Origin of the sequence: Sandaracinus amylolyticus, assembly GCF_000737325.1 — a bacterium.
Taxonomy (GTDB): domain Bacteria; phylum Myxococcota_A; class Polyangia; order Polyangiales; family Sandaracinaceae; genus Sandaracinus; species Sandaracinus amylolyticus.
Genome location: NZ_CP011125.1, coordinates 4,408,535 through 4,434,195, shown reverse-complemented (window position 1 = coordinate 4,434,195; position 25,661 = coordinate 4,408,535). Strand labels below are relative to the sequence as shown.

General features: G+C 69.2%; 20 protein-coding genes. 8 read left to right on the top strand and 12 right to left on the bottom strand.

Annotated features, from left to right (window positions below; genetic code table 11):
- The first annotated feature begins 24 nt into the window (after nt 1-24).
- The 5 genes from DB32_RS18830 (at nt 25) to DB32_RS18810 (ending at nt 10,501) form a co-directional block, all read left to right on the top strand.
- Entirely contained in the window at nt 25-1,413 is a 1,389-nt protein-coding gene (locus DB32_RS18830; RefSeq protein WP_053233846.1) for a phosphomannomutase/phosphoglucomutase, read from the top strand.
- A gap of 2 nt (nt 1,414-1,415) precedes the next feature.
- Complete coding sequence (locus DB32_RS18825; protein ID WP_053233845.1) at nt 1,416-2,081, top strand: O-methyltransferase; 666 nt, start codon at nt 1,416-1,418, stop codon at nt 2,079-2,081.
- A 67-nt stretch (nt 2,082-2,148) separates the two neighbouring features.
- The gene (locus DB32_RS18820; protein WP_053233844.1) at nt 2,149-2,781 is read left to right on the top strand and encodes a hypothetical protein; all 633 of its coding nucleotides are present in this window, start codon (nt 2,149-2,151) and stop codon (nt 2,779-2,781) included.
- Between the two features lie 184 nt (nt 2,782-2,965).
- Nucleotides 2,966-9,976 (top strand): RHS repeat-associated core domain-containing protein, encoded by a 7,011-nt coding sequence (locus tag DB32_RS18815; RefSeq protein ID WP_169791481.1) that lies wholly within the window; start codon nt 2,966-2,968, stop codon nt 9,974-9,976.
- On the top strand, nt 9,977-10,501 hold the full coding sequence (locus DB32_RS18810; RefSeq protein WP_053233842.1) for a DUF7919 family protein: 525 nt from the start codon (nt 9,977-9,979) through the stop codon (nt 10,499-10,501).
- 60 nt (nt 10,502-10,561) lie between these two features.
- On the opposite strand, the gene DB32_RS18805 is transcribed toward DB32_RS18810, so the two are convergent.
- From DB32_RS18805 to gyrA, 11 genes are read right to left on the bottom strand one after another with little or no spacing between them, the layout of a single operon-like run.
- Nucleotides 10,562-12,217 (bottom strand): peptidase associated/transthyretin-like domain-containing protein, encoded by a 1,656-nt coding sequence (locus tag DB32_RS18805; RefSeq protein ID WP_053233841.1) that lies wholly within the window; start codon nt 12,215-12,217, stop codon nt 10,562-10,564.
- Nucleotides 12,214-12,987: an imidazole glycerol phosphate synthase subunit HisF gene (gene hisF, locus DB32_RS18800; protein ID WP_053233840.1), complete on the bottom strand. Its 774-nt coding sequence runs from the start codon at nt 12,985-12,987 to the stop codon at nt 12,214-12,216. Before hisF ends, DB32_RS18805 begins: the two co-directional genes overlap by 4 nt.
- Nucleotides 12,987-13,712 carry a 1-(5-phosphoribosyl)-5-[(5-phosphoribosylamino)methylideneamino]imidazole-4-carboxamide isomerase gene (hisA, locus tag DB32_RS18795; RefSeq protein WP_053233839.1) on the bottom strand — a complete coding sequence of 242 codons (726 nt, stop codon included), beginning with the start codon at nt 13,710-13,712 and terminating at the stop codon, nt 12,987-12,989. Before hisA ends, hisF begins: the two co-directional genes overlap by 1 nt.
- Nucleotides 13,703-14,347, bottom strand: coding sequence for an imidazole glycerol phosphate synthase subunit HisH (gene hisH, locus DB32_RS18790; RefSeq protein ID WP_053233838.1), 645 nt, complete (start codon nt 14,345-14,347; stop codon nt 13,703-13,705). The genes hisA and hisH overlap by 10 nt, the downstream gene beginning before the upstream one ends.
- Nucleotides 14,344-14,940: an imidazoleglycerol-phosphate dehydratase HisB gene (gene hisB / locus DB32_RS18785; RefSeq protein WP_053233837.1), complete on the bottom strand. Its 597-nt coding sequence runs from the start codon at nt 14,938-14,940 to the stop codon at nt 14,344-14,346. Before hisB ends, hisH begins: the two co-directional genes overlap by 4 nt.
- 13 nt (nt 14,941-14,953) lie before the next feature.
- Nucleotides 14,954-15,439 (bottom strand): J domain-containing protein, encoded by a 486-nt coding sequence (locus tag DB32_RS18780; RefSeq protein ID WP_083457483.1) that lies wholly within the window; start codon nt 15,437-15,439, stop codon nt 14,954-14,956.
- A complete protein-coding gene (locus DB32_RS49990) occupies nt 15,436-17,640 on the bottom strand; it encodes an Hsp70 family protein (protein WP_053233835.1) in 2,205 nt (734 codons plus the stop codon). The genes DB32_RS18780 and DB32_RS49990 overlap by 4 nt, the downstream gene beginning before the upstream one ends.
- A 59-nt stretch (nt 17,641-17,699) precedes the next feature.
- Complete coding sequence (locus DB32_RS18770) at nt 17,700-18,242, bottom strand: hypothetical protein (RefSeq protein WP_053233834.1); 543 nt, start codon at nt 18,240-18,242, stop codon at nt 17,700-17,702.
- Entirely contained in the window at nt 18,239-18,661 is a 423-nt protein-coding gene (locus DB32_RS18765; protein ID WP_053233833.1) for a GFA family protein, read from the bottom strand. The genes DB32_RS18770 and DB32_RS18765 overlap by 4 nt, the downstream gene beginning before the upstream one ends.
- Complete coding sequence (locus DB32_RS18760; protein WP_053233832.1) at nt 18,658-19,074, bottom strand: GFA family protein; 417 nt, start codon at nt 19,072-19,074, stop codon at nt 18,658-18,660. Before DB32_RS18760 ends, DB32_RS18765 begins: the two co-directional genes overlap by 4 nt.
- A complete protein-coding gene (gene gyrA, locus DB32_RS18755) occupies nt 19,071-21,707 on the bottom strand; it encodes a DNA gyrase subunit A (protein WP_053233831.1) in 2,637 nt (878 codons plus the stop codon). The genes DB32_RS18760 and gyrA overlap by 4 nt, the downstream gene beginning before the upstream one ends.
- Before the next feature lie 344 nt (nt 21,708-22,051).
- Between gyrA and DB32_RS18750 the strand changes: the two genes are divergently transcribed.
- From DB32_RS18750 to DB32_RS18740, 3 genes are all read left to right on the top strand, one after another.
- Nucleotides 22,052-22,405: a hypothetical protein gene (locus tag DB32_RS18750; RefSeq protein WP_053233830.1), complete on the top strand. Its 354-nt coding sequence runs from the start codon at nt 22,052-22,054 to the stop codon at nt 22,403-22,405.
- 84 nt (nt 22,406-22,489) lie between these two features.
- The gene (locus DB32_RS18745) at nt 22,490-23,305 is read left to right on the top strand and encodes an SPOR domain-containing protein (RefSeq protein WP_157069166.1); all 816 of its coding nucleotides are present in this window, start codon (nt 22,490-22,492) and stop codon (nt 23,303-23,305) included.
- 22 nt (nt 23,306-23,327) lie between these two features.
- Nucleotides 23,328-24,368 carry a type IV pilus twitching motility protein PilT gene (locus tag DB32_RS18740; RefSeq protein ID WP_053233828.1) on the top strand — a complete coding sequence of 347 codons (1,041 nt, stop codon included), beginning with the start codon at nt 23,328-23,330 and terminating at the stop codon, nt 24,366-24,368.
- Here the strand turns inward: DB32_RS18740 and DB32_RS18735 are convergent, their stop codons facing one another.
- Nucleotides 24,369-25,640 (bottom strand): penicillin-binding transpeptidase domain-containing protein, encoded by a 1,272-nt coding sequence (locus DB32_RS18735; RefSeq protein WP_083457481.1) that lies wholly within the window; start codon nt 25,638-25,640, stop codon nt 24,369-24,371.
- Between the last annotated feature and the right edge of the window lie 21 nt (nt 25,641-25,661).

Here is a 25,661-nt window from a genome sequence, read left to right as displayed (position 1 = left end):
ATCGCGAGCCCGTGGGAGACGCTGATGGCCTCGATCCCGAATCCGTTCGTGTTCCGCGAGTACGACGTGCGTGGTGTCGCCGATCGCGATCTCACCGACGACTTCGCGCTCTCGCTCGGGCGTGCGCTCGGCACGTTCTGGGCGCGTCGCGGACAGCGTCGCGTCGCGGTCGGTCGCGACTGTCGGCTGAGCTCGCCGCGCCTGCACGCCGCGCTGGTGCGCGGGATCCTCGAGACCGGCGCGCAGATCACCGACGTCGGCATGGTCCCGACGCCGCTGCTCTACTTCAGCGTGTTCCACCTCGGGCTCGACGGCGGCGTGCAGATCACGGGCAGCCACAACCCGCCCGAGGACAACGGCTTCAAGATCATGAGCGGCAAGGGGACACTCTCCGGCGAGGAGATCCTCGAGCTGCGGCGCATCATCGAGCAGGACGACTTCGCGATCATCGGCGAGCGCGCGATCGGCGCCCCCGGCACGCGCACCGAGCTCGACATCCTGCCGGCGTACGAGGGGTTCGTGCGCGGCAACGTGAAGATGGCGCGCACCGATCTGCGCTTCGCGATCGACGCGGGCAACGGCGCGGGTGGGCCCGCTGCGGTCGCGGCGATGCGCGCGGCGGGGCTCGAGCCGATCGCGCTGCTCTGCGATCCCGACGGCGCGTTCCCCGAGCACCACCCGGATCCGTCGCTGCCCGAAAACCTCGAGATGCTCGTCGCGACCGTGCGCGAGCTGGGGCTCGAGCTGGGCATCGCGTTCGACGGCGACGCGGATCGCATCGGCGTGATCGACGCGCGCGGCGACACGCTCTGGGGCGACAAGCTGATGATCGTGTTCGCGCGCGACGTGCTCGCGCGGCGGCCCGGCGCGGCGATCCTCGGCGAGGTGAAGTGCTCGCAGACGCTCTACGACGACGTCGCGAAGCACGGCGGCCGGCCCATCCTCTGGAAGACCGGGCACTCGCTCATCAAGAAGAAGATGAAGGAGGAGCACGCGCTGCTCGCCGGCGAGATGAGCGGGCACGTGTTCTTCGCCGATCGCTACTTCGGCTACGACGACGCGATCTACGCGGCACTGCGCCTGCTCGAGATCGTGGCGCGCAGCGATCGCCCGCTGCACGAGCTGCTGCACGACGTGCCGAAGACGTTCGCGACCCCGGAGATCCGCGTCGACTGCCCGGACGATCGCAAGTTCGGGATCGTCGAGCGCGTGCGCGATCACTATCGCAAGACCCACGACGTCATCGACGTCGACGGCGCGCGCATCCTCTTCGGCGAAGGCGCGTGGGGCCTCGTGCGCGCGTCGAACACGCAGCCGGTGCTCGTGCTGCGCTTCGAGGCGAGCACGCCCGAGCGGCTCGATCGGATCCAGCGCGAGGTCGAAGCGCTCGTCGCGCAGGCGAAGGAGGGCTGAGCATGTCGTCGCGCGCGATTGGTCTGTCGCCGGAGCTCTACGACTACGTGCGCGCGTGCATGCCGCCCGAGCACCCGGTGCTCGCGTGGCTGCGCGAGGAGACCGCGAAGCTCGGCGGGATCTCGCGCATGCAGATCGGCAGCGATCAGGGCCAGCTGATGCAGATCTTCGTGCGCATGCTCGGCGCGCGGAAGGTGCTCGAGATCGGCTGCTTCACCGGGTACAGCTCGACCGCGATGGCGCTCGCGATGGCGCCGGGCGGGCTGCTGATCACGTGCGACGTGAGCGAGCAGCACACGAAGCTCGCGCGGGAGGCGTGGGCGCGCGCGGGCGTCGCGGATCGCGTGTCGCTGCGGCTCGCGCCGGCGCTCGAGACGTGCGACGCGCTGATCGCCGCGGGTGAGAGCGGGACGCTCGATCTCGCGTTCATCGACGCCGACAAGCGCAACTACGAGGCGTACTGGGAGCGCTGCATGACGCTGCTGCGCCCGGGCGGCGTGGTGCTCGTCGACAACGTGCTCTGGGGCGGCTCCGTGATCGATCCGTCGATCGACGACGAAGACACTCGGGCCATCCGCCGTCTCAACGGGAAGGTCGGTCGCGACCCTCGCGTAGCCAGTGCCATGATCGGCATCGGAGATGGGCTCACGATCGCCGTGCGATCGTGAGCGGGACGCGCGGGCGCAGCCGACCGTTCCGGGGTATCGAGCGGGCGTTTTCGCCAGGGGGTCCGAGATGAATCGTCTCTTCGCCGGTCTTGTCCTCGCCGCGGGTGTGCTCTGCGCGAACGCGGCGAGCGCGCAGGTGGTCATCCAGGGTGAAGGTCAGGCGGGCGGCGTGTACGGCCAGGGCACGGTGTACGTCGCGCCAGCGCAGGGCCAGCCGCAGCAGCTCCAGCCGCAGCCGCAGGCTCAGCCGCAGCCGTACGGCTCGCCGTACGTCGCGCAGCAGCAGGCGCAGCCGCAGCCGGTCCGCACGGTCGTGCACACGTCGCCGACGATGGCGCTGCTGGTGCCGGGTGTGATCGCGCTCGGCGCGGGATGGCTGATCCACGGTCTCGGCAGCCTCGGTGTCGCGCAGCAGTGCGTCTCGCTCGAGTGCCCGGAGGATCTCGACACGTGGACCGGGCTCGGCTGGATCCCGGTCGCGGGCCCGTGGCTCGCGTACGGTCTGACCGACTATCTCGGCGACTACGCGTGGTTCAACATCCTCTTCGGGATCGTGCAGGGCGTGGGCGCGGTGCTGACCGTGCTCGGCGTGGCGATCCAGCAGGAGTGGGAGGAGGCGATCTACGTCGATCTCGGCGAAGGCGTGCGCCTCGCGTTCGATGGTGGCGGGAGCCAGGTCGGCGCCACGCTGAGCTGGTGAGCGCCGGAACGCTGAACGGCGTCATGGTGCGATCGGGGCGCGTTGTGTGCGTGCCACGCAACTTTCCTGCGGCATCCGAAGGTCGCGAATTCGAATCGTGCTCTTGCTCAGTGCTCGCGAGGCAGGTATCCGTTCGGTTGCGAGCCATCACATGCGACAGCCAATTCGGTCACTCTCTCTGTTCGTGGTCGCGTCCACGATCTTCGCCTGCAACGGCGAGCGACTCGATGCACATGCGCCAGTGTCGGCGACGCTAACGCCCGCGGACGCGATTGTCGCGACCGCCGCCGTCGGAACGATCGCCGCGACTGCCGATGTCGATCCTGACGGCAACTTCACGTACGCGATTCCGGTCCAGGTGCCGCCAGGGCGAGGAGGCGTCCAGCCCGCCCTCGCGCTCCGGTACTCAAGTAGCGGCGGGGAGTCGGCCCTCGGCGTTGGCTTTTCGCTCACCGGCGTGTCGGCCATCAGTCGGTGCGCACGCACGTTCGCACAAGACGGCGAGCGTCGCTCCGTCTCCCTCACCGACGAAGACCGGTTCTGTCTCGATGGAGATCGGCTCGTCGTCGAGCCCGGATCAACGTACGGCGCGCCCGCGGCGAGGTATCGCCCTGCAACCGACGCGCTGCGACGTGTTCGTGAGCTGCCGCGAGACTCGGCCGCAGTAGCTGGCCCAGCTGGATTCCTTGTCGAGCTCCCCGATGGTCGACGACGCGAGTACGGGGCCACCGCAAACGCTCGCGTCGAGGTTCCGCTCGCGAGTGGACGTGTCGCAGAGACGTGGCTCCTACAGCGCGAGTACGACCTGATCGGCAATCTGATCGAGTACCAGTACCAGCACGTCACGCCATCCGGTCACCGCCTCGGAAGCGACGTAGTCGTCGGTGATCTCGTTCGCATCTCGTCGATTGTCTACACCGGGTTCCGCGTTGACGCGGACACGATCGAAGCGGGAGACCGCCGAGTCGACTTCGTGTACGCGGCGCTTCCGCGTCGAGCAAGCATCGGTGAGCCATTCTCACCTGACCTGGACCCCGGAGCCGCCTCCGGTGGCGGACTGATCGAGTCAGCGACGCCTTCCGACGGCTTCCGTCACGGCGTTCTCTGGTGGGCGCCGTCCGTGTTCCCACTCGAGCGAATCGTTACCTCCGTCGCCGGGCAATGGGTACACGAGTACCGACTCCGCGGCGGAGAAGATCCGCGTTCCCATCGATACAGACTCGACTCCGTCCAACTCTGTACGAACGCGCCTCCGGTGACCGCAGCGGACCACGACACGACCGGTGCAGTGTGTCTCCCTCCCACGAGGTTCGGATGGCGTGAGCGGTCGGTGGGCGATCGCGGGCCAAACGCACCCACCGACAGCGTGCGTGATCCTCGCTACGACGAAGCCACGTTCCAGCGCTGGGACATGGTTTTCAACCGATTCGTCGGTCGACCGCGCTTCCAGTGCTCGGAACCCGGTTCCAATCCAACTCCCTGGCTGGCGTTCGTCTCCGGCATCTTCCCGTTCGGTGCTACGGGCGAACAAGAGCGGTGGTGCCACGACTTCAATCCGGTCTTCGCACTGGACGCCAACGGCGACGGGGCCGACGATCTGATGTATCGCGCCGCCGTCAACAATTATGACGAGTTCCGAGCCAATGTTCGATGGGGGCGCCCCAGCTCTCGGCTTTCGCGGTCCCTGTCGGCGTCCAGCGTTCCGTTCCAGGAGACGACATTCGTATCGATCGACACCGACGGGCGCGGCTACTTTCTGCCGAACGTAGATGAGTCGGTCGAGGTCATCGATTGGAACACCGATGGCCTCGACGACGTAATCGCGTACCTGGAAACGGTGCCGCCTAGACCGGACCACGTGGAGATCGCCGCGTTGATCTCCGACGGCACCGGGAACTTCGAGGCAGTCGGGTCGGGCCTCGAGCTGAACTTCTGGTCGGACAGCGAGCCGTGGGCATTCGGTGTCGAATTCCTGGACTTGAACGGAGACGGCCGTAAGGACGTCGCGTTCTGCGAAGTCGACCCCAGCACTTCCGTCGACTTCGGACGACATCACTGGAGTGATTTCGACGGACTGCGCGGACATTGGGCATTCGCGCTGCGGACCGACTCCGGTTTCGAGGCGCCTACTCACACGGAATCGCCCACTGAGTGCGCGTGGGAGTACGGCCGTGCGCTCTCGTCGAACTTCGATTGGGACGATCCGATTCGCGATCGTCCGACTCTCGCGCGTCACCCCGTCGTCGCCGACTTTGACGGCGATGGTGCCGAAGAACTACTCATCGCTGAGCCCTACGAGAGTGGAGGTGGGGTCGACGACTCCTTCCGTCGGGTGCTGAGGTGGGACTCCGCTGCTGGCACTGCGGTCGTCGAAGACACCAACGTGAGAGGCGGAGATTGGATTCCGGTCGACCTCAATGGCGACGGGAACCACGACCTCGTCAGCTCTCACTGGCACGATCGGGATGCCTCGCGCCGCCTGATCGGATGTGTGCCGGGGCTGTCGGATCCTCAGGCAGCGTGCCTCCAACGTGCCATCTCTATGGGTGACGGTACTCGCTTCGCAATGAACACGGACGACCCATACCTGCCGCTGCGACGTCGCGTCCGCACAAGCACTCACGGGTCGACTACCAGCACCTATCGCGTGCCGCTTCGGATGCTCGGATTCGACCTCAACGGCGACGGCCGAGGCGACCTCCTGGCGTCCACGCTGCCGCGTAACGGCACGAACGTCTTCGAGGACTGCGACCCGAACGTCCAGGACTGCGCGAATCCGTGGGACGGCTGGTTCTGGCGGTGGGAAGATGAGGAGATTTGGACGCTCGACTCGCTGTCCAGTCACGACCTCGTCGAATACCCCACCACAGCGGTCCTCGACGCTCTGCGACGGACCGACGATCACGCGTGGTGGAACCCCTCGACGATCGCTCTAGACGGCGACGGAGACGGCGCGCTCGATCTGCTTCAGTACATCACTCGCGATAAGGATGCCGGCGAGTGGTATCGGACGCCGATGACGTTCTTCCACAACGTACGAAGCGAACCGCCGTTGATCGAGAGCATCGTCGACGGTCTGGGCGCGCGGCGCGAGATCCTGTATCGCAACCTGTCCGATCCGACCGTCTACACGCCTGGGCGTTCGTGTACTTATCCCCAGCGTTGCGTGACCAGTTCGCGAATCGTCGTCGCGGGAACGCGCGACGATGACGGCTTGCTGGGGACGCGTGAGCGCGCGTATCAGTACGAAGACGGTCGCGTCGACCTCGAAGGCGGTGGCTGGATCGGGTTCGCTCGGGTGCTGGTCCGAGACTCGACATCGGGAGTGACGGTCGAGACGAAGTACGACAACGAGACGCGCGACGCGAGCACCGGAACGTATCCGCGAGCGCGTTCACCGCATCTCGTGAGGACGTGGCGCTCCGCGACGCCGGACCCCGAGACGTCCACCGTCTTCGAGGGCACCGTTGTGACGACCGAGCGAGTCACGGCACACCCGATCGCGGGAGTCGTTCAGGTTCGAACGCAACACATCACGGAGGAGCGGTACGAGAGTACGACCCTCCCGTCTGCCGGGATGGACCCGTTCGCTCACCTGTCGCCGGAGCGGACGCGGACGATCGAATACGATGAGTTCGACGTACTCGGTTTTCCGAGCGTGTCGATAACCACAGAGGGATCAGCAACCCGGACGGTGCGGACCGACTGGGTGCACGACACAGTGGCGACGTGGCAAGTCGGGCGCGTCGATCGGCGTCGCACGCAGATGAGCACGGGCGCGACCGGCTGCGACCGAGACCAGACCGAAGACTTCGACTACGACTGGGCGATCGGTCGACTCATCACGTCAATTCTCAACGACACTGATCCTGCGACGAGAGTTCGCACCACGTACCAGTTCGATTTCGACCGCTTCCACAACCTCGCTCAGGTCGAGACCGTAGCCGACGGCGAAACACGAACCGTCACCGTGGCATGGGATGGGACGGGTTATTTCCCGACGGCGACCACGAACGCTCTCGGACACGAAACCTTCGTTCATTTCGAACCAACACGTGGACTCCTCTACGAGACGGTGGATCCGAACGGCATCTCCTCGACGCGTCAGTTCGACGGGTTCTCGCGTCCGCGTACGACCTGGTCCGAGCTCGGTCCGGCGAGTGAGGTGAGCTACGAACGAAGTGCTGTTTCGGGCGTCGCGTACGACGTTCGGACGACTTCGAATGTTGCCGGCGCAGAAGTGATCTCGTTCGATCGGCTTGGCCGGCCGATCGCCCGAGAGACGAGACTCCGCGACGCGTGGTCGCGCACCGACCTTGCGTACGATCATCGCGGCAGGGTCGCGTGGGTGACCGAGCCACACGATCCGGTGGAGACCAATCCGCCGCAGACGACCTACCACTACGATGAGCTCGACCGGATTCGACGGGTGGAGAGTCCGATTGCGGGCCGGGCAATGGAGTTCAGTTACAAGCCGGGCCGCACGATCATCCGCAATGCTCTCGGCCACACGTGGGAACGCGTAGAGGACGAGCGGGGACTGCTCGCGAACGTGATCGGTCCCGACGAGCTCGTCGGCACGTCCTACACGTACTGTGCGGCGGGCGAGCTCCGGTCCGTGACCGACGTCGACGGCAATCACGCCGACATTCTCTACGACGCATTGGGACGGCGCGTCACGCTGATCGATCCTGACGCGGGCACGTCGCACTTCGCGTACGACGCGTGGGGGCAGCCGCAGCTCATCACCGACAGCGAGCAACGCAAGACGAGCTTCACGTTCGACGCGCTCGGTCGGATGGTGGAGCGGTGGCGGGAGTCAGATGGCGTGGTCGATACGTGGGAGTGGGATACAGCGCTTCTCCCCAACGGCTCGCCCGCCCTCGGGCTTCTGCACTACACGCTCAGTGGTGACGGCGTACGCGACGAGATCGAGTACGGCGATCTCGGTCGCGTCAAGTGGACTCATCGAACCATCGACGGGGAGACTCTGTCCACGGGATTCCGCTACGACGACCTCGGCCGACTCGAGTTCGTCGAGCACCCCACGCTGTTCTCCGGGACCCCTGTCGTCGTCCAGTACCATCATGACGACGACAGCGGACAAATCACCGCGGTTACGGGCAACTCCGGTGAGCAGTTCTGGAGACTCGTAGACCAGAGTGCTCGTGCACTACCGCGAACCGAATTGATCGGTTCGATCGAGCGATCGACCTCGTACGGGCCTACCGGCGAGGTGGAGAGCATCCAAAGCCACGTGCTTGGCGACGTGCTGCAGGACCTCACTTACCAGTACGACGCCCGGGGACTCCTCACGTTCCGTGCTGATTCGCTGACCGGACGTGAAGAAACGTTCGTTCACGATCCGCTCGGCCGCGTCCACTCGATCTCCGAAGAGGGCAACGAGCGCGACTATTTCAAGTACAGCAGTTCCGGGAACCTCGAGTTCACGCACGACGCCGAGATCGAGTACCCGCTGCCCGGTGAACCGCGCCCCCATGGCGCGCGAAGGATCAGCTATTCCGACGGAACCGAGGAGGAGCTCGAGTACAACGACGCTGGCGAAGTGCTGATGGCTGGCACTCTTCAACTCGAGCACAACCAACTCGGCCTGCCTCGACATGCGTGGGGTCCGTCGGGCGAGGTGACGTTCGACTACGATTCGAGTGGTGCGAGGGCCCGACGGGTGACGGACAAGTCGCACTCCGTCTGGTATTCCGGTGCGTGGGAGCGCGAGTCGACCGATCAGCAGACCGTCGAGCGCGTGATGATCTCTACGCCCGCGGGCGTCGTCGCACAGGTAGAGACCGTCAGCGATGGATGGAGTACCGAGCGGCGCACCAGGTGGCTCCTCGCTGACGCGCAAGGCTCGGTGGAGACCTCGATGCTCGACGGCGAAGGGCCAAAACACCACCGGTACGATGCGTTCGGAGGGGTCCTCGACGAAGCGGGTCACGTCACCGGAAGAGCGCCCAGCGACGACGTGCGGAGCGGCTACACCGGCCACGAGCACGACGCCGATCTCGGAATCATCAACATGGGTGGGCGCTGGTACCATCCGCGCCTTCGCCGGTTCCTGTCACCCGATCCACTGAGCGGTGGCGATTCGCAGCGTCTGAATCGGTACTCGTACGTCCGAAATAGCCCGTTCGCGCTGATTGATCCGACGGGGTGGGACGAGACATGGATCCACGCGTGGACGATGCCAGCGCGACCCACGCGCGACGGACGCGCTCGGGAGATCGAGGGCTGGTACAACCCGTCGTCCGATTCCGCCGACACTTCGGCCCCGAGTGACTCGGGAACCGCAGAAACTGCGGGTGCTGGCGCCGCAGGCCAAGCATCGAATTCCGACGCGACCGCCCCTCTGGTGACGCACATCGAGGGCCCCCGGGCTGGCGCACGACTGCACGTTCCCCCCGGCTATGGCGAGCCAGCGGGCCGCGACCTCCAGGAGGCCATGGTATCGGCGGGCGGATTCGCCGCTGGGGCCGCCGAAGCCGTCGTGACGGGGGTGGTCGGCCTCGGGGTGGCTGCAGGCACCCTCGTATTCGCTCCGCCCGTGTTCGTAGTCGGCGCGTTGTACCTCGGATACGCGACACTCACAGGCTTGGACGAGGCGTACGACGGCTTCCTCGAGACGTTCGAGAAAGCATCCGTTCCGAACGCGCCGCTCGAGTACCATTTCGAAGCAAGCCGGGCGCTCGGCGGGCTCGTGGGGCAGGTGTGGGCGGGCCCGATCATCGAAGCTGGGTTCGCACTCGCGGTTCCAAGGATCGCTGCGCTCGCAACCCCTATCGCGGAACAGGGTGCCGTACAAGGCGCAGTACGCGGTATCAACGACTTGGGCGGGGTCGTTTCTAGCGTCGAGAATCCGGCTGGCGGACTGATCGTAACCGCTCAGGGCCGGGTGCGAGGAGGCGATTTCGCAGGACACGTCAACACAGGCTTGATGAGAGGAGGCCCCGTCGACATCCTTACCGGGGTTCATGGCAGCGAAGCCGGCGTGATGAGACCTGACGCAGCACTGCTGGCGGAAGATCTGGCGACGTGGGGCGGAACCGAGGGGGTAAATATCCACGATATTGCGCTACTATCTGTTTCGGAGATCTCGGCGATGCTGGAAGGACCGGGAACAACGATCGGTGCTTTCTGCAATAGCGGCGCCTGCTTACGACCGCTCATGAGTCGGTAAATGACCCATTTCGAGGACCTTTCCGCGTACACCTACTTTCCTCCGGACGCACCCGGCCCGGAGACCATGAACGTTGGATGGCTGGACGCGGCTCACGATTTCCCCACGGAGGAACCCTCCCCCGCGTTCCTTGAGAAGCTCTGGGCCTACTGCAGGGTGATCGTGAACTCGACGCGCGGCCTGCACGACTGCGAACTGTGCGCGCGCCCTGAAAACACATTCTTCAAGCGCGACGCCGGGCTGCTGCTGGGCTCTGGTGAGATCCGCGTCTTCTCGCCCGAAGGCGACGTGTTCGCCGCTCCGAACCTCATCTACCACTACGTGAACGACCACAAGTACCGTCCGCCGCTCCAGTTCATCCGCGCCGTTGCGGAAGGTCCAGTTCCCTTCAGCGACGAATACAGTCGCCTCCTCGACGCGATGGGGCTCATCTGGCGCGAGAACCCGCTGCGGGAGGGAGGGCTCCGACCGTTCAAGCTCGTCCAGACGGCGGACGGCATCAAGAAGGTGTTCGTCGACGAGTGACGGTGCCGATCTCCGCGTGAAACATGGCGCGTGCGGCGAAGGCGGTGCCGCACCGAGCGCTCAGCGACCGCGCTGCGGCGCGAGCGGTCTCAGCGTCACCTCGACGTCGGCGGTCTTCGTGCCGTCCTCGCCCTCGCGCCAGTCGCTCGGCATCACCGGGACGCGCTCGAGCGCGTGGCCCTCGCGGTAGACGAGCAGCTCGACCACCTCGTCGGTGCGAACGTTCTGCACCGTGACCTGCGGCGTGAAGCCGACGAGCAGATACACCTTCGCGCCCGGCGGATTCGTGACGACACGGATCGAGCCGAGCTCGGGGCCGGGCGCGCCCAGCGCGTCGCGCGGCAGGCGCGTGTCGCCGAGCACCATGCGATCGGGCGGCATCGCCTGATCGCCGGTCTGCATCGCGAGCTCGTAGCGCGGGCCGTCCGCGGTGCGCTCCCACTGCGCGTCCGCGGGCACGATCGCACGCGTCGGCGCGCGACCGTCGGCGATCGCGACGAGCTCGTACGCCATGCCCGTCGGGAGCTGCGTCGCCATCGCGGGTCCACGCCCGACGAACATCAGCACCTGCGCGCGATCCGGCGTGCTGCGCACCGTGAGCGTGCCGAAGCGCGCGCGATGGGCGCGCAGCGCGGCTTCTTGCTCTTCGGGCGTCGGGCCCGCGGGCGCCTCGGGCGCGGGCGGGCGACCGAGCGCGACGTCCACGAGATCCGGGCGCATCAACGCGACGCCGGCGATCGCGAAGAGGATCACGACGACGAACGCGAGCCCCCAAATCAACCCGCCGCCGCGGCCCGTGCTCTTCGGGGCCGCTTCGAACTCGTCGAACGACGGAGGCGCCTTCGCGCGCGGCTTCGGCGGACGCTCGGACTCGATCGCCGGTGCGGGCTCGGGCGCGGGCTCGCGCACGCGCGGCGCGGGCTTCGCGATCTCCTTCGGCGTCGTGCGCTTCGGTGCCGCGATCGCGGCGAGCTCGGGACGCGGCTCGTCGAGCGTGATCGCATCGCTCGGCGCTTCGTGACGCACGCGCGGGATCGGCGAGATCACCGCGCCCGGCGGCGGCGTGACCGAGAGCGGGTGCGGATCCTTCTCGGGATCGGCGAACGGATCCGAGAGGTCCGCGGGCGGCGCGCTGAACGCGGGCGCCGCGAGATCGGGATCCGACATTCCGCGCGCTCCCGCCGGCGCAGCGGGCTTCTTCGCGGGCGCGCCGATCAGATCGTCGAGCGCGTCGTCGAGCTGATCCTCGGGCACCTCGTCGAGCGCGCTCTCCGCCTGCGATGCCGCGCGCCGCGCTTCGCGGATCATGCGCGAGAGCACGCGACGCGACGCGCCGCGGTTGAGCGGCACCAGCGACGCCTCGAGCTCGTCGCGCAGCCGCTCGAGCGCCGCGGGCCCGCTGCCCGCGCCGTGCTCCACGAGCCCCACCAGCACCGGGGGCACGCCCGTGCCCGACGCCACGAGCAGCGTCGCGAGCAGCGCGATCACCGAGCGCGCCGCTTCCTCCGCCGACGCGCTGTTCGGCGGCGCGAACACCGACACCGTTCCGTCCTCGGCGATGCGCACGTCGCCACCGCGTACGATCGCGGGACCGCGCAAGAGCGCCTCCACCGTCTCGAGCGCGACGAACGCGCCGATGTCCGACGGGATCCGGATCCTCCGCGACTTCAGGGACGCGACGAGATCGTCGATCGTGACGCCGAGCAGATCGTTCATGCCTTCGCAGCGGGCGGCCGAACGCGTACCCCGCGCGCCGAAAGGTACTGCTTCACCTCGCCCACGGTGAAGACGCCGTCGTGGAAGACGCTCGCGGCGAGCGCCGCGTCGGCCGCGCCCTCGACCAGGCCGGCCCGGAAGTGCTCGAGCGTGCCCACACCGCCCGACGCGATCACCGGGATCGACACCGCCTCGGCCACCGCACGCGTGAGCGCGAGATCGAAACCTTCCTTGGTGCCGTCGCGGTCCATGCTCGTCAACAGGATCTCACCCGCGCCGCGCGACTCCACCTCGCGCGCCCACGCGACCACGTCGAGCCCCGTCGGGTTGCGACCGCCGTGCGTGAAGACCTCCCAGCCGCCCTCGGCGCGCCGACGTGCGTCGATCGCCACGACCAGCGCCTGCGCGCCGTACGCGCCCGAGATCGCCTCGATCACCTCGGGTGTCTTCACTGCGGCCGTGTTCACCGCGACCTTGTCCGCGCCCGCGTGCAGCAGATCACGCGCGTCACCGCGCGTGCGCACCCCGCCGCCGACCGTGAGCGGTACCGCGAGCGCCTCCGCCGTGCGCTCGACGACGTCGATCAGGATGCGCCGCGCGTCGCTCGATGCCGTGATGTCGAGGAACGTGATCTCGTCCGCGCCCTCGCGGTCGTATCGCGTCGCGCACTCGACGGGATCACCCGCGTCGCGCAGCCCGACGAACTGCACGCCCTTCACGACGCGCCCGTCCTTCACGTCGAGGCACGGGATGATGCGCCGCGCGACCATCAGCGCCCCTCCGAGAGCGCGGCGAGCGCCTCGGGCAGCGTGAACGCGCCCGCATAGAGCGCGCGCCCGCACACCGCGGCGCGCACCCCGGCGCGCGCGAGCTCGAGCAGGTGCGCGATCTCGCCGATGCCGCCCGACGCGATCACCGTCGCGCTCACCGCCGCCTGCAGCGCCGCAGTCGAGTCCACCGCGGGCCCGAGGCGCGTGCCGTCGCGATCGATGTCCGTGTAGAGGATCGCCGCCGCGCCCCACGCGTCGACGCGCCCCGCGAGCTCCTCGGCGCGCACGCCGCTGCCCTTCTCCCAGCCCTCGATCGCGACCTCGCCGTTGCGCGCGTCGATCGCGATCACCAGCCGGCCCGGGTGCTTCGCGCACAGGTCCGACACCACGTCCGGGCTCTTGATCGCGGCCGTGCCCATCACGACACGCTGCGCGCCTGCGGCGAGCCATCGCTCGGCCGCGCGCGCATCACGCACGCCACCGCCGACCTGCACCGCGATCGAGGGCACGCTCGCCACGATGCGCTCGACGAGCGCCGCGTGCGCCGCGTCACCACTGCGAGCGCCCTCGAGATCCACGACGTGCAGCCGCTTCGCGCCCTGATCCGCGAAGCGCTTCGCCTCCGCGACCGGATCGTCCGCGTAGACCGTGACCTCGTCGTAGCGCCCCTTGTGCAGGCGCACGACCTTGCCCTCGAGCAGGTCGATCGCCGGGATCAGCTCCACGCGCCCTCCACGTATCGCGTCAGCAGCGCGTGCCCCGCCGCTCCGCTCTTCTCGGGGTGGAACTGACACGCGAACACGTTCTCGCGCGCGACCGCCGCGCAGAACGCTCCACCGTGATCCGCCGTCGCCGCGATGATCCCCGCGTCCTCGGGCACGCACACGTACGAGTGCACGAAGTAGAACCAGCGCGGCTCGGACGCGAGCATCGGATGCGGTGCGCGCGGAAGCGCGAGCTCGCTCCAGCCCATGTGCGGGACCTTGAGACGCTCGCCGCTGGCATCACGGAGATCACGCGCGAAGCGCGCCACCGTGCCACCGAAGATCCCGAGCCCCCCGGCGCCCGGCGCTTCCTCGCTCGACGCGAAGAGCGCCTGCATCCCGAGGCAGATCCCGAGGTACGGCCGACCGCTCGCGACGAACGCGCGCACCGCGCTCCCGAGCTCGCCCTCGAGCGCGCTCGCACAATCGCGGAACTGCCCCTGCCCCGGCACGACGAGGCGCGGAGCCTTCGCGATCACCTCGGCATCGCTGCTGATCCGCGCCGACGCGCCCGCCCGCTCGAGCGCGCGCGCGACGCTGCGCAGGTTGCCCATCCCGAGGTCGACGACGACCACCTCTCGCGTGGCCGCGCTCATTCGGTCAGCGTCCCCTTCGTCGACGGGAGCACGCTCGCGGCGCGCGGATCGATCTCGCTCGCGTCGCGCAGCGCGCGCGCCAGCGCCTTGAACGAGATCTCGATGATGTGATGGAGGTTGTCGCCGGCGTGCTTGTAGAGGTGCAGGTTGCACTGCGCGCCACGCGCGAAGCCCTCGAAGAAGACGTCGGCGAGCTCGGTGTCGAAGCTGCCGACCTTCGCCTTCGGCAGGTCGATCCGCGACTGGAAGAACGTGCGCCCCGAGAGATCGATCGCGCACGTGACGCACGCCTCGTCCATCGGGAGCGTCGCCGAGCCGTAGCGACGAATGCCGCGCTTGTCGCCGAGCGCGTCGGCGACGCAGCGACCGATCGTGATCGCGAGGTCCTCGGTCGTGTGGTGCCCGTCGATCTCGACGTCGCCCTGGGCGCGCACCTTGAGGTCGATCATCCCGTGACGCGCGAGCTGCTCGACCATGTGCGAGAGGAACGGGAGCGGCGTCTGCACGTCGTACTGCCCGGTGCCGTCGAGGTCGATCTCGACCTCGATCCGCGTCTCCTTCGTGATCCGCTCGAGGATGGCGCGCCGCGTCATGGAGGGCGGCAATCTACCTCGCGCGAAGCCTCTGCTCCACTTCGGCGAGCCGCGCCTGCAAGAGGGCGTTCTCGGGCTCGTGCTGCATCGCGAGCTTCAGGTTGAGCCGCGCGGTCGCCCAGTCGCCCTTCTTGAATGCTTCCGTCGCCTTCTGCGCGAACGGTCGCGCGCGCGGCGAGCGGATCGCGAGGCCGCCCGTCCCTGGGCCGTTGCCGCGATCGGTCTTCTCCTCGGGGTCGAGGCGGAGCTTGCCCCGCGCGCGCTGCGCCTCGTAGATGCGGCGCTGCTCGGGGTCGAGCAGCACGCGATACGCCTCGGCGCCGCGGCGGTAGATCTGCGCCGCGCGCTCTTGTTTCTCGGGCGGCGCGCCTGCGAACCGATCGGGATGGTACTTCGCCGCGAACGCGTGGAACGCGCGCCGGACGTCGTCGATCGTCGACGTCGGCTCGACCTGCAGCAGGTCGTAGTAGTCCAATTGGTCCAACCGGTCGTCGCTCATCCGACCATCTGCTGCTGACGCGCCGCCATCTTCTGGATCTCGGCGTCGCTCATCCCGCCGACGAGCTGGATGCGGATCGACTGCTCGCGCCCGGTGTCGAGATCCTTCGCCTTCACGCCCAGCGTTCCGTCGGCGTCCATCAGGAACGTCACGCCGATCTTCACCGCGCCGCGCAGCGCCTGCCGGAGCCCGGAGAGCTCGATCTCGCCGAGCGGCTGATTGTCCTCGAGGCGGCGCGACTCTCCCTGCACCACACGCACGCGCACGCTGTCCTGCATGTCCGTCGCGGTCGAGAACACGCGCGTCTGCTCGACCGGGATCGCGGCGTTGCGCTTGATGACGTGCTCGCAGTACCCGCCGACGGTCTCGACGCCGAGCGAGTGCGGCGTGACGTCGAGCAGCAGCGGCGGGCGCACCGAGGCCGGCGGAGGCGGCGACGACCAGCCGCTCGCGATCGGCTGCGTCGGCTGCGCCGCCGGGAGCGCCGCGGGCGTGTCGTCGGTGCGGAACTGATGCGTGGGCTCGCGCGCCTTCACCTGGGGCGCGCTCGGCGGGTCGCGGAACTGGGGGACCGGCGGCGCCACGACGGCGCTCGCGGGCGCGGGCGGAGGCACGGGGCGCGGTCCGTCGGCCTTGTTGCCCACGACGACCGAGCGCGCCGCGACGACACCGGGGATCGCGGCGGCGGGCGGCGGCGGCTTCGGCGCGCTCTTCGCGGGCATCGGCGGCGGAGGCGGCACCGCGGCCGGCTCGTTCTTGCCGGGGAGCGGCGGCGGCGGCGACGAGCGCTCGAACGGGGATCGCCGCACGAGCGTCTCGTCCTCGTCGCTCGTGCGCGGTCCGAGCCACGAGTCGTGCGCCGCGGGCGCGCTCGGCGCCGGCACGCGCGGCGGCGCGGGCGGTTGCTCGCGCGGCTGGAACGCAGGACCGACCGGGCGCTGGGCCGCGATCTCTTCCTTGAGCTCGGTGCGCCGCTGCACCGCTTTGAGCTCGGTCTGCGTCACACGCTTGAGCGCGACCTTGCCGAGCGCGGCGGGCGGCGGCACCGACGCGCTGCTCCCGCGCAGCGCCCACCCCTGCAGCGCCGCGCCCTGCGCGACGACGAGGTCGGGATCGATCGTCGAGAGCGGCTCGCGCCCGAAGTAGTCCGCGACCATGCGCCGCACGATCGGCATGCGCGTGCTGCCGCCGACGAGGATCACGTTGTCGAGCTGCGTCGGCCGCAGGCCCGCCGTGCGCATCGCCTCCTCGCACACGTCGAACGTGCGCGAGATCAGCGGGCGCACCATCTGCTCGAGCGCGTCGCGCGCGAGACCGAACGTGAGATCGAGCGAGACACCGCCCTCGCCGTACGCGAGCTCCTCGACGCGAAGGTGCACTTCCTCTTCGCTCGAGAGCTGGCACTTGCTCCACTCCGCCGCGGCGCGGAGGCGCTCGTAGGCCTGCGGATCCTGGCGCGGATCGAAGCGGTGATGCGCGAGGAACGCGTCCGCCATCTTCTCCGCGATCAGCACGTCGACGTCGTCGCCCCCGAGGAACGTGTCGCCCGCGGTCGCCATGACCTCGAACACGTCGCCCGCGAGCTCGAGGATCGTCACGTCGAACGTGCCGCCGCCCATGTCGTAGATCGCGATGCGCTCGCGCGATCCGCGCCCGTAGCCGTACGCGAGCGCGGCGGCGGTGGGCTCGTTGAGGATGCGCAGCACCTCGAGCCCCGCGATCTTTCCCGCGGCCTTCGTCGCGCTGCGCTGCAGCTCGGTGAAGTTCGCGGGCACGGTGATCACCGCGCGCGTGCACTCGGTGCCGAGCGCCTGCTCCGCGATGCGACGCACCTCGCGCAGCACGAACGCGCTGATCTCCGGGAGCGTGTACGCCTCGCCGCGCGCCTGCACCGTCACGCCCTGGTTCGGCGCCTCGGTGAGCGCGAACGGGAAGCGTTCCTGCGCGCGCTGCACCTCGATGCCGCGGAACGGGCGCCCGATCAGGCGCTTCACCGAATAGATCGTGTTCTTCGCGTCGAGGAGACGCCGCTCGCGCGCCGGGTACCCGACGAGCACGTCACCCGCGGGATGGAACGAGACGACGGAGGGGATCAACCGGTTCCCCTCGGCGTCCATCAGCACCTGCGCGCGTTGGCCCTCCGCGACGGCGACGACGCTGTTGGTGGTGCCGAGGTCGATTCCGAGAACGGGAGACGCCATGAGCCGAGACTTCGACCGAGCAGTCTACCTGAACATCCGGCCGAAGATCTCGTGCCCGATCAGGCCTCCGGCAGCGTGGCCAGGACCTCGTCAATCCAGCGATTCACCTGCTTCGGGAAGGGCCACATCCATCCGTACGCGGGGCTCGTGAACTGCTTCAGCACGTGCGCGCGCATCTCCGGTGAGCGCGCCCTCGCAGGGCCCCACACCTCGGCGACCGCCCGGAACGTCTCGGCGTACGCCTCCCACTCGATGCGCGCGCGACCGTACGCGAGCCCGAGCGGGAAGAACGGCAGCGCGTAGAGGACGCTCATCAGCAGCATCCCATACCGACGCGACTGACGGAGGTGCACGGCCTCGTGCCGCATCGTGACGTATCGCTCGCGCGGATCGCGCTGCTCCCACTCGGTCGGCGTGTAGATCGTCCGACCGAGCACCGTCGTGTAGCGCGTGAGATAGGCGGACTGCCCACCGAGCGTGACGATCTTCAGCAGCCGATCGATCACGATCGACATCGTGTGCCCGCGCTTGCTGATCACGCGCAGCCCCGGGAATTCGCGCTGCAGCGATTCGACGTACGCGCGATAGAGCTGCTCGCTCACGCGAAGCTGCCCTGGCGTCGCTCGAGCCCGTCGTCGGGGATCTCGTACCAGTCGCCCTTGTCCGCGACGTGGATGTGCATGCCGGCGCGCAGCCCCGTCGGCGCTTCGAGCGATCCCGCGGTCACGCCGCGCACCTTCGAGGCGTCGTGCTGCCAGAACAACATCGTCCCGCACGTGCTGCAGAACCCGCGCTGCACCTCGTCCGACGAGCGATACCAGCGGAGCGCGCCGCTCGGATCGTGCAGCACGATCGAGTCGGCGATCGCCGTGGTGTACGCGCCCGCGTAGCTGTGCACGCGCCGGCACATCCCGCAGTGGCAGAACGAGATCTCGCGCATCGGCGCGCGGACCTCGTACGAGACCGCACCGCACAGACAGCGGCCACGTCCATGCACCGAGCTCGATCCGGAGGCGCTCATTCGGGATCTCCTTCGAATCTCGCGAGCCCGTCGTCGGCGAGCTCGTAGTAGTCGCCCTTGCTCCCGACCCAGATGTGGCTCTCGACGCGCACGCCCGTCGGCGCATCGAGCGAGCCCGCGGTGACCTCGCGCTCGCTCTCCGTCGCGCGCTCGAAGAACAACCCTGCCCCGCAGTGCCCGCAGAACCCGCGCTGCACGTCATGCGACGAGCGATACCAGCGCAGCGCGCCCTGCGGATCGTGCACCACGAACGCGTCGCGCTCCGCGCTCGCGTACGCGCCGACGTGCGAGTGCTGGCGACGACAGATCGAGCAGTGGCAGAACGACAGCGCGCGCAGCGGCGCGCGCACCTCGTACGAGACCGCGCCGCAGAGGCAGCGTCCCGTGTGGTGCGCGCGCCCCGCGTCGCTCATGCGTCCTCGCCCGGCCCCTCGTCGCCCGGCGGCGGCATCGACTCGCCGAGCTCCGGCAGCGGCGCCGGCTCGCCCTCCTCGGGCTCCGCGAGGCGCTCCACGTCGACCACGCGCTCGTCGCCCGACACGCGGATGATGCGCACGCCCTGCGTGTTGCGGCCGGCCTCGCGGATCTGGTGCACGTGCGTGCGGATGATCTGCCCGCCGTTCGTGATCACCATCACCTGATCGTCCGGGCTCACCACACGCAGCGCGACGAGCTCACCGTTCCGCTCGCTCGTCTCCATCGCGATGATCCCGAGGCCACCGCGGTTCTGCATGCGCCACGTGGAGTTGCCCTCCGCGTCCTTCAGCGGCGTGCGCTTTCCGTAGCCGTTCGCGCTGATCGCGAGGACCTGCTTCGACTCGTCGTCGATCACGTCCATGCCGATCACGCGATCCCCCTCGCGCAGATCGATGCCGCGCACACCGCGCGTGTCGCGGCCCATCGGGCGAACGTCCTCCACCTGGAAGCGGATCGACATGCCCTTCGCGGTGCCGATCAGCACCTCGCTCTTCACGTCGACGATGCGCGCCGCGAGCAGCTGATCGCCGTCCTCGATCTGCACGCCGATGATGCCGCTCGAGCGCATGTTCGCGTACGCGCTGAGCGCGGTGCGCTTCACCGTCCCGCCGCGCGTGCACGTCAGCAGGAAGTGCTCCTCGTCGAACTTCTCGACGGGCACGATCGCCGCGATGCGCTCGCCCTGCGGATCGACCGCGAGCATGTTGTTCACGTGCCGTCCGCGCGACGCGCGCGACGCGACCGGGATCTCGTAGACCTTCTTCGCGTAGGCCTTGCCCTTGTCGCTGAGGAAGAGCAGGTCCGCGTGCGCGTTCGCGACGAAGAGCTGCGCGACGAAGTCCTCCTCGCGGAGCTCCGCGGCGCGCGTGCCCTTCCCTCCGCGGCCCTGCGCGCGGTACTCGGTGAGCGGCACGCGCTTCAGATAGCCGCCGTGCGTCACGGTGACCGCCATCGGCTCGTTGGCGATGAGATCCTCGATCGAGATGTCGCCCTCGGCCGCGACGATCTCGGTGCGGCGATCATCGCCGTGCTTCTCGCGGACCTCCTTGAGCTCGTCGACGATCACGTCGAGCAGGAGCGCTTCGCTCCCGAGGATCGCCTCGAGCTTCGCGATGAGATCCGAGAGCTCGCCGTACTCGCCCGCGAGCTTCTCGCGCTCGAGCCCGGTCAGGCGCGCGAGGCGCATCTCGAGGATCGCCTTCGCCTGGCGCTCGCTGAGGAAGTAGTCGCCGCGCGCCTTCGCCGCGGTGATCTCGTTCTCGGGGCGCCCGGCGCGACGCACGAACTCCTCGAGCCCCTTGAGCGGCAGCTTCATCAGGCGATCGCGCGCCTCGTCCTGATCGCGCGACTCGCGGATGGTGCGCACGACGAGGTCGACCTCGGTGGTCGCCATGCCGAGCCCTTCGACGAGCTCGCGCTGCTCCTTCGCCTTCCGCAGATCGAAGCGCGTGCGCCGCGTGACGACCTCGCGGCGATGCGAGATGAAGATCTGGATCGCCGACTTGAGGTTCAGGACCTGCGGCTGACCGTGCACGATCGCGAGGCAGTTGACGCCGAACGTGCTCTGCAGCTGGGTCTGCTGGTACAGCTGGTTCAGCACGATCTGCCCGGGAGCGTCGCGCTTGAGCTCGATCACGACGCGCATGCCGTCGCGATCGCTCTCGTCGCGGAGATCGCTGATCCCCTCGATCTTCTTCTCGCGCACGAGCTCCGCGATCTTCTTGAGGAGCTCGGCCTTGTTCACCTGGTACGGGATCTCGGTGACCACGATCATCTCGCGGTCGTTCTTGCCCGGCATCGGCTCGATCTCGGCGCGCGCGCGCATCACGACGCGGCCGCGGCCCGTGAGGAACGCCTGGCGGATGCCCGAGGTGCCGTAGATGAAGCCGCGCGTCGGAAAGTCCGGGCCCTTCACGCCGAGGAAGCCGTTGGCGTCGTCGTTCGCCATCAGCTCGTCGATCGTGATCTCCGGGAAGCGGATCACGCGGATCGTCGCGTCGACGATCTCCCGCAGGTTGTGCGGCGGGATGTTGGTCGCCATGCCGACCGCGATGCCCGCCGATCCGTTGACCAGCAGGTTCGGGATGCGCGACGGCAGGACGCTCGGCTCGAGCTCGGCGTCGTCGTAGTTCGGACGCCAGTCGACCGTCTCCTTGTCGATGTCGGCGAGGATGTCGGTCGAGATCTTCGAGAGGCGGCACTCCGTGTAGCGCATCGCCGCCGCGGGATCGCCGTCGACGCTGCCGAAGTTGCCCTGGCCGTCGATCAGCGGGTACCGCATCGCGAAGTCCTGGGCCATGCGGACCAGGGCGTCGTAGACCGACGCGTCGCCGTGCGGGTGGTACTTGCCGAGCACGTCGCCGACGACGCGCGCGCTCTTCTTCGGCGCGCTGCCGGCGCGGATGCCTTGCTCGTGCATCGAGTAGAGCACTCGGCGATGCACCGGCTTGAGCCCGTCGCGCGCGTCGGGGATCGCGCGTCCGACGATGACGCTCATCGCGTACGCGACGTACGAGGCGCGCATCTCGTCGTCGATCGAGTGGGGGATCGTCTGGCTGGCGTTGGCCATGAAAGGGTGATCTCTCCGCGGGGACCACGGCGCACCGGGCTCGGATCGAGCCGGCTCTCGCTGCGATCGAAGGGCGGCACGGTACCACGTCGACCAGTCTTTTCCTACACGCGTACGCGCGTAGGCGTACGCGCGCACGCACGCGTGAGAGAGAGGTCGGCCTGCCAACGGAGTTGCCGCCGTCGCACCGTGGCGCCCACGCGATCCGGTAGGATCCCGGCCCGAGCTGCGGGTGGCACCTCGGTTGCCATCGATGAAGAGTCGGCTCGCCACTCTGGTCCGACGAGCACTTCCAACGACCGAGTGAAAAGTCGAAGCGCCGAATGCGACCCACCCGCACGACCGTGGAGACCCTCCGCCGCAGCCTCCTGCGCCTCGTGGCGCCCTTCGTGCTCGTGGTCGGCCTCGCGGTCGGCGCGCCGGGCTGCGCGGCTCCCACGCTGCCCCTGCCGCCGCCGACGGCCCTCGTCTCGGCGCCCGACGAGGACGGCTTCGTCGAGGTGAGCGGCGTGTCGCGCCCGCTGGCGATCGTGATGGGATTCAACGAGGACCGCCGCGCGGGTGTCATCGCCGAAGCGGGCGAGGACGGCGCGTACTCGCTGCGGATCCAGGCGAGCATCGGTGAGACGATCACCGTCTGGCAGATGGTCGGCTCCGATACGAGCCAGCTCGTCTCGCGCGTGGTTCCGGATCGATAGCGCATCCCATTTGTTGACCACGCTGTCCTACATCGCCTACACCGCTTTACACGTAGGCGCGTGGAGGCGGCGATGGACAGCGCGATGCGAGATCTCGATCGGGTGCGGGAGCGCGACGAGGGCGAAGGCGCCGGGCGGCGCATCGCGCTCCTCGGGCTCGCGGGGATCACGACGGTCGGCGTGGTGCTCTCGCTGTGCTTGCAGGTCGGCACCGGCACCGCGGAGGACGCGGCGGCCGACTCCGATCCCCTCGCGCGCCTCGATCGCGCGTCGGGCCTCGCGCCCGCGGAGCCGTGCCTCGACGACGAGCGCGAGCAGGCCGCGCGCGACGACGAGGACGAGATCGATCCCGTCGCGCTGACGTTCCCCGCGACGCTCCAGGGCGACGATCGCCCCGAGGTCCACGCCGCGCTCGCCGCGGCGGCCGCCGAGCTGCGTCACCCCGATCCGCTCCCCGGCACGGGCGTACCGACGATCGCGGCGCCGATCGTCCCGGTCACCGCGGCCGAGCTCGCGGAACGCCTTCCCGCGGCGCTGCCCGCCGCGATCGCGGCCGGCAGCGGAGGCTCGCTCGCGCGCGCCGCGGCGGTCGATCCGATGCTGCAGGGCGCGCTGCCCGAGGCGCGCGTCGGCGAGGCCGCGCCCGAAGGACGCGACGGCGAGTACACCGTGCAGGTCATCTCGTACGACAGCCCCGAGGGCGCGCAGGCGTTCGCCGCGGGCCTGCGCGCGCGCGGCCATCGCGCGTTCGTGCTGCGCGCCGAGGTGGAGGGTCGCGGGGTCGTGTACCGCGTGAGGATCGGTCCCTTCGAGACGAACGCGGAGGCGCAGACGTACCGCCGCCAGTTCGAAGAGACCGAGCGGATGAACACGATCGTCGTCCGCCGCCGCGAGCAGTGATCGCGGTACCATCGCAGCCCGAATGGACGAGTCGGTCCTCCAGGGGCTGCTGAAGAAGGGCGTGCAGTACAAGGCGAGCGACGTGCTGCTCAAGGTCGGGCAGCCGCCCGCCTTCCGCGTCAGCGGCGTCCTCCACTACCTGCAGGGCGACAAGCTCCAGCCGCAGCACACGCGCGAGCTCGCCGAGGTCGTGCTCAAGCGCTCGCGCTACAAGGGCACCGTCGACGATCTGCAGCAGTACGACACGTCCTATTCGATCCCGGGCGTCGGTCGGTATCGCGTCAACGTCTATCGCCAGCGCGGCTCGCTCGCGCTCGCGCTGCGCTCGATCCCGCTGAAGATCCCGACGTTCGAGGAGCTGCGCCTGCCGGCGATCCTCCCGCAGCTCGCGGAGCTCGAGCGCGGGATGATCCTCGTGTGCGGCGCCGCGGGAAACGGGAAGTCGAGCACGCTCGCGTCGATGATCGGGCACCTCAACGCGACGCAGCGCGTGCACATCGTCACGATCGAGGATCCGATCGAGTTCATCCACGCCGACAACCTCGCGTCGGTGTCGCAGCGCGAGATCGGGATCGACACGCCCGACTTCGCGACCGCGCTGCGCGCTGCGCTGCGCCAGGATCCCGACGTGATCCTCGTCGGCGAGATCCGCGACGAGGAGACGATGGACATCGCGCTCAAGGCGAGCGAGACGGGCCACCTCGTGCTCTCGACGCTGCACACGCCGGACGTCGCGCGCACGGTGGGCCGCGTGCTCTCGCTCGCGCAGAGCTCGGATCCCCAGGAGACGCGCGAGCGCTTCGCGGACAACGTGAAGGCGATCCTCGCGCAGCGCCTGCTGCCCGCGGCGGACGGACGCGGCATGGTGCTCGCGCTCGAGCTGCTCGTCGTGACCGGCACCGCGCGCGAGACGATCCGCAAGCCCGAGGGCAACCCGCCGCTGAAGGACATCATGGAGCGCGGCGCGCATCCCTACGGGATGCAGACGTTCGAGATGCACGTGCGCGAGCACGTGAAGAACGGCCTCGTCACGGTCGAGACCGCGCGCTCCGCGCTGGGCTGATTACTCGGCCGCGCGGGCGGCACGCTGCTGGCGCGGACGCGTGACGAGCCAGTGCCGCAGCGCCTCGCGCGCGACGAAGCTCGCCTTGATGCGCCACTCGGGCCTGTTCACGACCAGCGCCGCGACGGCGATCTGCGGGCGATCCGCGGGCGCGAACCCGACGAACCACGTGTAGCCGCGATACGGGCGCTCCGCGCTCAGCGTGCCGGTCTTGCCCGCGACGCGAATGCCCGGGAGGAACGCGTTGCCGCGCTCGTCGTGGAACGCGCGCCGCGCGGTCCCGTGCGAGACGGTGCGCTGCATCATCCGGTTGAGCGCGCGCGCGCTGAGCCGTCCGATCACCTGACGATGCACCGCGGGGCGCTGCTCGTACGCGACGTGCCCTTCCCCGTCGATCAACGACTCCACGATGCGCGCGCGCGGCATCGCTCCGTCGTTCGCGATCGTCGCCGCGATCAGCGCGCCGTGCAGCGGCGACAGGCGCGAGTGCCAGAAGCCCGCGGCGGCGCGCGCGCGCTCGAGGCGGTCCTCGGGCACGTCGATGGGGCTCGGCGTGGTCGGCACGTCGAACGGCAGCGCCTCGCCGAACCCGAACGCCGACGCGTAGCGCTCCATCGTCGCGGGCTCGAGGTGGCGATCGGAGAGCTTGGCGAACACCGCGTTGATCGATCCGCCCATCGCGTCCTCGAGCGTCGCGCAGAGCGTGTCGCGCCGCGGATCGTCCTCGAGGTGCTCGCGCAGCAGGCGGCTGCCGCCGCCGTGATAGCAGACTCGCGTCGTGGGCCCGACGCCCGCGTCGATCAGCGCCGCGCCGGTGATCACCTTGAACACCGAGGCCGCCGGCGCGCTCGGGGCGAGCACGAGATCCTCGGCATCGGCCTCCGCGCTCGAGTGGCTCACGTACGCGAGCACGCGCCCGGTCGAGGGCTCGATCGCGACCAGCGCGCCCCACGGCACCTCGTAGCGCTCGAAGAGCCCCTCCATCTCGCCCTGCAGCCCGGGATCGAGCGTGAGGATCGCGGTCGAGCCGTCGGCCAGATCGCTCACCAAGGTCCCGTCGACGGCGCGATGCGCGCGGGGATCGAGGGCACGCAGCGCGCGTGGGGGGCGCGCCGCGGGCGCGGTGGTGCGCTCCGGGCTCGACGCACGCGCGGCGCGGCGCGGCGCGGCGTCGATCGGATCGTCCGCGTGGGTCGGCGAGACGTGGATCGATCCCGTCGCGCCGATCATCGCGATCGCCACGAGCAGCCGCGCGATCCGGGACCTCACCATGCACGTCAACGTCGCAGCTCG